The sequence below is a fragment of the Myxococcus sp. AB036A genome, from assembly GCF_006547355.1.
Classification (GTDB): domain Bacteria; phylum Myxococcota; class Myxococcia; order Myxococcales; family Myxococcaceae; genus Myxococcus; species Myxococcus virescens.
Window position 1 is genome coordinate 1 of sequence record NZ_VHLC01000180.1, and the last position, 7,711, is coordinate 7,711.

The window sequence follows — 7,711 nt, forward strand, 5'->3', positions numbered from 1 at the left end:
GGGCTCCTCGGGCGGCGGCGCGGGCTCCTCCTCCGGCGGGGGCTCCACGGGCTTGGGCTCCGGGCGCGGACGACGGGGCGAGGGCGGAGGCGGAGCCTTGACCTCGGGGGCGAGCTGAACGGGCTCCTCGGCCGGCTCGGTGGGGTCCACGTACAGGAAGCGGGTGGCACCCACTTCCAGTTCGTCCCCGTCCTTGAGCTGCCGGCGGTTGACCCGCTTCTTGTTCACCTTGATGCCGTTGCGGCTGCCCAGGTCCTCCACGTGGGTGCCGGACCAGTCGCGGCGCACCTTGGCGTGCTTCCGGGAGACCAGGTCATCCTTGAGGATGATGTCCGCGTCCTTCTCGTCGCGGCCCAGGATGACTTCCTTCGCGTTCCCCAGCTCGATGCGCTCGCCTTCGCGGGGGCCGTTCATGAAGCGCAGGTAGCGCTCCTCGCCGCCGCCGGCCAGGCCGCGCATGGCGTCCTTCACCATGCCCCGGGCGATGAAGGACGTCTTCTCCCCGCCCGCTTCGGGGTTCAGGTCCATCACCCGCTCGAAGCGGACGTCGAACGTGGCGATGGCGATGACGTCGCCGTTGCGCAGCAGCCGCTTCTCGCCCTTGGGCACGGGCTTGCCGTTGATCTGCGTGCCGTAGGAGCTGCCCAGGTCCTCCACGAAGAAGAGCGGCCCGTCCTGGCAGATGCGCGCATGGTTGCGCGACACCGCCTGCTGAGCGAGCACGACCTGGCAAGCCTTGTCGCGGCCCAGGGTGATGACCGCGTCGTCGAGGACGAACTCGGTGCTCTGGGCAGCGCCGGCCTCGCTGCGCTGCGTGACGGTGAGACGAACGCTCATCGAGAAGGAGGGGAGTCGGGAAGGCGGGACATCAGAACGTCGCGTCGCTCAGGAATCTCTCACACGTCTGGTACTCCGTGGGGAATTCCTCAGACGTCCCGTACTTCAGGAAGTTCTTGCAGGCGATCTGCGCGTGCTCGCGCTTGTGGGCTTCGAAGAAGAGTTCGTAGAGGCCGTAGTGGCAGGCGGCGTACTTCGCATCCAGCTTGACGCACTTGCGGTAGGTGGCCTCTTCCTCCGCCAGCAGGCCCTTCTCGCGGTACTGACGCGCGAGCATGTAGAGCGCGGGCGCGGAGTTCTCCGCCTGCTGCGTGTCCTTGATCTCCTTGAAGGCCGCGTCGGTGAGGGCCGTCTTGCGCTGGGCCAGGGACAGGTTGTTGATGCAGCTGCTGTTGCTGGGGTCCAGCTGGGCGCAGTTGGCGAAGGACTCGCGCGCTTCCTGGAAGCGGCCCAACTCCATCAACGCGGTGCCCAGGTCGTGCCACAGCAGAGGTGAATCCTGGACCAGCTGCGTGGCCCGGGCGAGGTGCTCGCCGGCCGCGTCGTATTCACCCTCCGAGTAGGAGATGATACCCAGGAGGTGGTGCACGTCGGAGATGCCGGGATTGACGGCCAGGATCGTGCGCAGCTCCTTCTTGGACTCGTCCATCTTCCCCATCTTCATCAGGGTGAGTGCCAGGTTGTAGCGCGACTCCAGGTTGTCCGGGTTCACCTTGAGGGCCCGCCGGAAGTTGTCGTGCGCCTTTCCGTACGCGCCTTCCTCCATGTAGATGGCGCCGAGGTTCTGGTACGCCTGGAGGTGCTCCTGGTTGTAGCGCAGGGCCTTGATGAAGTGCTTCTTCGCGTCGTCCTTCCGGCCCGAGGACATGGCGATGATGCCCTTGTTGGACCAGAGGTCCGCGTACTGGGGGGAGAATTCCAGGCCCAGGTCGCAGAACGTCTCCGCGCGCGCCAGGTCGCCCTTGGCCATCTCTTGCGCGCACAGCTCGTTGTTGATGAGCGCCCGCTCGTGAGGCGGTGGGGTCCGGACGCAGGCGACGAAGGGCAGGGCGGAGACCAGGGACAGCGCAGCAACAAGTCGGCGGACACGCATGGCGGGGCGAGTGTAGGAGAGCGCCCGCGCCCAGGCAACGCCCGGAGTGGCATGAATCCAGGCTGTTTTCCGAGGGTTACGCCGGTAGAGTGGCGGCCCATGCGTACCCTGCTCTGCACCCTCGGCTTCACCCTGGCCTTGCTGTCGGCCAGCCCCGCGCATGCCCAGTTCGCCAACCGCAGCCTGGGCCTGTCACTGGGCTACATGGACTTCAACCGGACGAACGGCCTGGATGACGCGTTCTTCGTGGGCGTCGACGCCAGCCTCTACATCGAGAACGGCTTCGAGGTGGTCTCCCTGTCGAAGATTGCGTTCCCACGCGACACCACGGACCGCAACGAGAAGCGCGTGGTGGGCCTGGCGCCGTCCATCGGCATCCGGTACCTGCTGATGGAGGAGGCCATCCGCCCCTATGTGGGCTCGGACCTGAGCTACCTCATCGTCTTCAAGAACAGCGTCAGCAACTTCGTGGGCATTGGCCCCAACGTCGGCGTCGACTTCTTCGTGTCGGACTCGGTGAGCGTGGGCGCGCGCGCGCAGTACAACTTCTACATCGCGCTCAACGAGAAGACGCAGCGCACGCTCACGCTGTCTGCCGGCGCTGCGGCGTACTTCTAGGCTGTCCCTTCGGCGGTAGCAGGGCCGCGGCCACCAGCAGCGCCCACTTCTCGTCGGAGAGGTGGGGCGGCTTCTCCATGGCCAGCGCGTCCTGCAGCCTTGCTCCCAGCGCCGCGAACAGGCGGAGCCGCGCCTCCATGCGCAGTTCCTCACGGCGCAGGGCCGCAGTCAGCACCACCTCTCGCTCCTCGCTGGACAGGCGCTTCACGCGCGACACGAAGAGCGGATCCGCCAGCAGCCCCTCGTCGCCGGGCATGCCCAGGGCGGAGGGCACCTTCAGGCGCCGCTCGCGCACCACCAGCGTTCCCGCCAGCATGTCCCCCAGCCGCTGCTGGGAGCCGGACACGAGCGCGGTGAGCCCTCCCACCAGGTAGAACAGGGGCAGCCGGTCCACCGGACGCGCCAGGTTGCGCAGCGCCGCGTGGTAGAAGCCGATGCGCACGCCGCTCTCCTGGATGACCCGCAGCGACATCACCCGCTTGCCCACGGTGCGCCCGCTCCACACCGTCTCCAGCGTTATCGCGTAGCCCCAGTCCACCAGGAAGTAGATGACGATGGACAGCGCGCTGGCGAAGCCCGGGAAGGCGAACATCACCAGGCTGAGCGACGTCAGGATGGTGCCGGTGAGCAGCGTGACGATGACGGCGTCCAGCAGCCACGCCAGGAAGCGCGAGTACAGGCCCGCGAGCGTGAAGCGGAACTCCACGTACTCGGGGGTGAGCACCGTGTGGGTGCCGTCCAGCAGGGTGTCGGTGGCGGTCGTCACCGACACAGTCTAGCCGCGGCGGCGCACGTGCGGGCGGCCCGAGACACATTCGTCGCGGCTCCAACGATTTCAGTGAGGGCGGCGGAAGTCGGGTGAAGGTGTCCGAAGTGACTTGCCCGCCGTCCGGAGGGCAGGCGGGCGGCACCTCGCACGACAGCGCTATTCTTGAGCCGAGAGGGCGTGGGGTAGTCTGCCGCGCACTCGCACCGTGCTCCCCTCCGACTCCTCATCATGGAACCGCCGCCTTTGGCCGGCGGCAGCCTTTCAGTTCGCGCTCATCGCAGGGGTGACGCAGCTGAAGACGGCTTCCAACGCCCTGGTGCTGTCGCGCTTCGAGTCCCAGGCGCTGCCGTACCTGTACCTGCTGGGCGCGTTGATGACGGCGGCCATGACGGTGCTGCCGCGCTCCAAGCCGGGCTCGCCCTTCGAGTCCCCGGGCCTGCTCACGGGCATGGGCGGCGTGGTGGCGCTGGTGCTGGCGGGGGCCCTATCCGCGGGGCAGCGCATGCCCGCACTGGCGCTGTACCTCTTCGCGGACACCTTCTCCACGTTCGTGTCCTTCCGCTTCTGGGGCCGCATGGCGGCCGCCTTCGACGCGCGTGAGGCGCGCCGGGCCTTCACCGCGCTCAACGGCTTCGCCATGGGCGGAGGCATCGCCGGAGGTTTGCTGGTGCAGGGCCTGGCGGTGAAGCTGGGCACGCCGGGCATCGTGGTGAGCGGCGCCGTGGGCCTGCTGGCCGCGGGCGCCATCTTCCATCACCTGTACAAGGGCCTGCCGCCCACGCCGCCGCGCGGCCGCCCCGCGTCCTTCCTGGGGCTGCGCTATCTGGCGGAGAGCCCCTACGCCCAGGTGCTGGCGGCGCTGGGCATCGCGTTCGCGGTGCTGTCGTCGTTCGTGGACTACCTCTTCCGGCTGCGCCTGGAAGGCACGCTGAGCGAGGACGCGCTGACGGCGCTCTTCGGTTCGCTCCAGCTCTGGATTGGCCTGTTCTGCGTGGCCTTCCAGCTGCTGGTGGCGCAGCGCCTGCTGAAGCGGCTGGGGCTCTTGCGCTACGTGGCGATGGTGCCGCTGGTCCTGGCGCCGCTGGCGGGCGCGGCGCTCGTCACCCCCAGCTTGTGGCCGGTGCACTTGCTGCGACTGGTGGAGACGGCGGTGAGCTACTCCATCCTCCCGGTGGGCATCCAGTTGCTCTACACCGCGGTGCCGGACGACCAGCGAGAGGGCCTGCGCGCCACGGTGGATGGGCTGCTGCGCAAGGGCGGCGTCGTGCTGGCCGGTCTGTTGCTCATCGGCGCGGGACGCGCGGCCAACGGCGTCACCATGGCGGTGGCGGTGGTGGGCATGTGCGCGGCGCTGGGCCTGCTGCTGGTGCGGCTGAAGCCCGCATACGTGGCCGCGCTGGGCGAGCAGGTGGGCGCGCCCGAAGAAGAGGACGTGGCGCTGGAGGGCGAAGAGGAGCAGCGGCTGCTGGCCGAGGCCCTGGCGGCCCCTTCTCCGGAGCGGGTGCTGCGCGCGGTGGCGATGATGGAGCAGGCGGAGGTGCCGCTGCGTCCGCACCTGCCCGCGCTGCTGCGTCACCCGCACGAGCGCGTGCTGGAGCGCGGCGTCTCCCTGGCCCTGGAGCTGGAGGCGCACGAACTGGCGCCGGTGCTGGAGCGGTTGGTGGAGGAAGGGCCACGTCGGCCTCGGGACCAGGCCGTGTGGGCCCTGGCGCGGTTGTCACCGGAGCGGGCGGAGCGCCTGCTGCCCGCGCTGCTGAACCACCCGGACGTGGGCCTGCGCTGCGCGGCCATTGGCGCGCTGGTGAAGTCGACGGGGAGCGCCGTGGCGCTGGACGCGCTGCGGGCGATGTTGTCGCGCGGCGAGGGCGCACCGGTGCCCGAGCGCCGCGAGGTGGCGCGCCTGCTGGGGCGCATCCAGAACTCACGCTTCGCGGAGCCGCTGGCGCGCTATCTGGAGGACGCGGACGGCTCCGTGCGGCACGTGGCCCTGGTCGCGGTGGGCAAGGGCGGCTACGTGGAGCTGGCGCCCCGGCTGCTGCCGTTCCTCACCTGGCGGGAGGAACGCAAGGCGGCGCGCGAGGCGCTGGTGGCGTTGGGTGACGAGGTGACGCTGCTGGTAGAGGAGCAGCTCAACAAGCACATGGCGCCGCTGGCGATGCGGCTGCAACTGCCCCGCGTGCTGCGCGGCATCGGAACACCGGCGGCGCTGGACGCGCTGCTGTTCTCCAACGTGCGCGACGACGCGTCCCTGCACTTCCGGATTGGCGCGCAGATGTCGCGCCTGCGCGACGAGCACCCCGAGCATCCCGTGGACGTGGAGCGCGTGCGCGAGGCCCTGGGGCGGCGGCGGGAGGTCTACCGCAACCTGGTGGGCGCCTTCCGCGACCTGCGCGCGGCGCTGGGGGATGGCTCGCTGCTCACGCGCGCGGTGGGCGACCGGATGGACCAGGCGTTGGAATTGTCCTTCTTCCTCCTGGGGCTGCTCCATCCGTCGCACGTGATGCGCGGCATCCACTACAACCTGGTGGGGCCCGACCTGCGCCGTCGCGCGCTGGCGCTGGAGCTGTTGGAGAACCTGGTCGACGAAGAGGACCGGGAGCTGGTGATGGAGCAGGTGGAGGCGCACCACCGCGAGCTTCCACCCGGCGCGCCCGGCCGGTTGTGGCGGCGGCTGGCGGCGCTGGTCCAGAGCGAAGACGGCGTGCTGCGCGCGTGTGCCCGCCATGTGGCGTGGGTGAACGGGCTGCACGTGCTCCCACAGGAAGGTGACATGAGCGACAGGACAGTCCAGCGGATGTTCGCGCTGGAAGGGGTGAGTGTCTTCTCCCAGTGCGACGTGGATGACATCGCCGCCATCGCCGCCGTGGCCCGCGAGGCGGCGTTCCGCGCGGGAGAGCGCATCTACGCCCAGGGCGATCCGGGCGACGCGCTCTACGTCATCGTCGACGGCGCCGTGGATGCCTTCCACGACGGCGAGCACGTGCTGCGCTTCCAGGGCAAACAGGCCTTCGGCGAGGTGAGCCTGCTCGACGGCGCACCGCGTCCCACGGACATGGTGGCCGCGGTGGATACGCGGGTGCTCATCATCGACCGGCGTGACTTCTTGGATTTGCTCGCGGACCGGCCGGAGCTGCTGACGGGCTTCTTCCGCGCGGTGAGCCTGCAGCTCCAGGCGCTCATCGACCTGCCGGACTCGCGCGAGACGGGCGAGCGGCTGGAGATGACGGCGCCGCTGGGCCCACTGGCGCCGCCGCTGCCAGATGGGCCGGCGCCGGATGGAAACGACGACCGCTCGCGCGACGACTCCTGAGCCGAGCGGCGCGGGGACGTCCCTCCCGTCACCACACGTCGGCGGGGCGGGGCACCTCGGCTTCGGGCGGCGAGGCGTTCGCACCGGCGGCGAGCGCCTTTCTGGCCGCGGCCACGTCCTCCTCCAGCAGGTGCGCGGAGGCGACGGGGATGAGCGGCCGGACGAAGAACTTCATCGGAGGAAATGAGCCCAGGAATCGGACCACCGCCAGCCCGGCGAACACCCAGGGGTGGCGCTCCGTGCTGGAGATGGGCGCGAAGACCTCCTCCGTGCGCCGTCCCCAGGAAGCGCCGTACCGCTGAAGCGAGTCCCACCGAAAGCCCGGCACGCGCGTGGTGAGCACCGTCCACATCCGCAGGAACCAGGGCGGCCGCGTGGGCCCCGCGGTTGGCTCCCAGGCCCGCGCGCTCTTGGCGGCGGTGAAGACCACCCACCACCACGCGCCCCAGGCGGTGAACACGGCGGTGAAGACGAAGCGGGAGGCGCACATGAACGGGAGGGTGATCAGCACCAGCGCCGGCACGCCCACCATGAGCAGCAGGAAGGCCCGCCAGCGTCGCTTCACCTTCTTGCGCAGCCACGCCATGTTGAGGCGCACGCGCGGCGGGAACTCTTCGTCCTCGGGCTCCAGCCCCGTGAGCAGGCTGGCCTTGCGGGAGATGGCGTCGTGGTAGTCCCGCGACAGGGCGATGACCACCCACTGCGCCAACTGCAGCGCGGCGAACAGCGCCGCCCAGAAGGCCAGGCCCCACACGGAGAGGCCCTTCACCGTCCAGATGCTCTTTTCGTGAGCAGGAGCCTGGGGGGTCTCGGCGGTGTGTGGGGTATCCGCCGTGGCGTCGGTGCGCTCCTTGGCGGAGGACGCCGGGGCCTCCGACTCCTGGTCCTTCGTGGCCTCCAGCACCAGCGCGGTGATGGCCTCCGCCAGTGACGTGCCCGCATCGGCCCCCTGGGCCGCGGCCTCCACGTCTCGGATGCGCCGCTCCATCCTCGCTTCGGGCGTGTCCGCCGGGATGGGGGAGGGTTTCTGGGCGTCCGGAGTGGCTCCCGCGACGTCCTCTGCCGCTCCGGTGGGGGCCTGCTC

5 protein-coding genes and 1 pseudogene are annotated in these 7,711 nt (G+C 70.0%); 2 read left to right on the top strand and 4 right to left on the bottom strand.

Annotation, left to right across the window (positions count from 1 at the left end; translation table 11 throughout):
• Both FL344_RS37355 and FL344_RS37360 read right to left on the bottom strand, forming a co-directional pair.
• On the bottom strand, nt 1-837 hold an 837-nt coding region (locus FL344_RS37355; protein WP_141621862.1), incomplete at its 3' end, for an FHA domain-containing protein.
• A gap of 31 nt (nt 838-868) precedes the next feature.
• Nucleotides 869-1,930, bottom strand: a complete 1,062-nt coding sequence (locus FL344_RS37360; RefSeq protein ID WP_228558635.1) for a lipopolysaccharide assembly protein LapB — start codon at nt 1,928-1,930, stop codon at nt 869-871.
• A 99-nt stretch (nt 1,931-2,029) separates the two neighbouring features.
• On the opposite strand from FL344_RS37360, the gene FL344_RS37365 reads away from it, so the two are divergent.
• On the top strand, nt 2,030-2,548 hold the full coding sequence (locus FL344_RS37365; RefSeq protein ID WP_194863402.1) for an outer membrane beta-barrel protein: 519 nt from the start codon (nt 2,030-2,032) through the stop codon (nt 2,546-2,548).
• Here FL344_RS37365 and FL344_RS37370 read toward each other — a convergent pair.
• Nucleotides 2,514-3,320, bottom strand: a complete 807-nt coding sequence (locus FL344_RS37370; protein ID WP_141621864.1) for an RDD family protein — start codon at nt 3,318-3,320, stop codon at nt 2,514-2,516. The genes FL344_RS37365 and FL344_RS37370 overlap by 35 nt on opposite strands.
• Nucleotides 3,321-3,522: 202 nt before the next feature.
• Between FL344_RS37370 and FL344_RS37375 the strand changes: the two genes are divergently transcribed.
• On the top strand, nt 3,523-6,627 hold the full coding sequence (locus FL344_RS37375; RefSeq protein ID WP_141621865.1) for a cyclic nucleotide-binding domain-containing protein: 3,105 nt from the start codon (nt 3,523-3,525) through the stop codon (nt 6,625-6,627).
• A 28-nt stretch (nt 6,628-6,655) separates the two neighbouring features.
• Here the strand turns inward: FL344_RS37375 and FL344_RS37380 are convergent.
• Nucleotides 6,656-7,711, bottom strand: a pseudogene (locus FL344_RS37380) (hypothetical protein); the annotation flags it as partial.

Coding starts and splice junctions, on each gene's coding strand:
- FL344_RS37360 (WP_228558635.1), bottom strand. CDS start 1,930: ATGCGTGTCCGCCGACTTGTTGCTGCGCTGTCCCTGGTCTCCGCCCTG.
- FL344_RS37365 (WP_194863402.1), top strand. CDS start 2,030: ATGCGTACCCTGCTCTGCACCCTCGGCTTCACCCTGGCCTTGCTGTCG.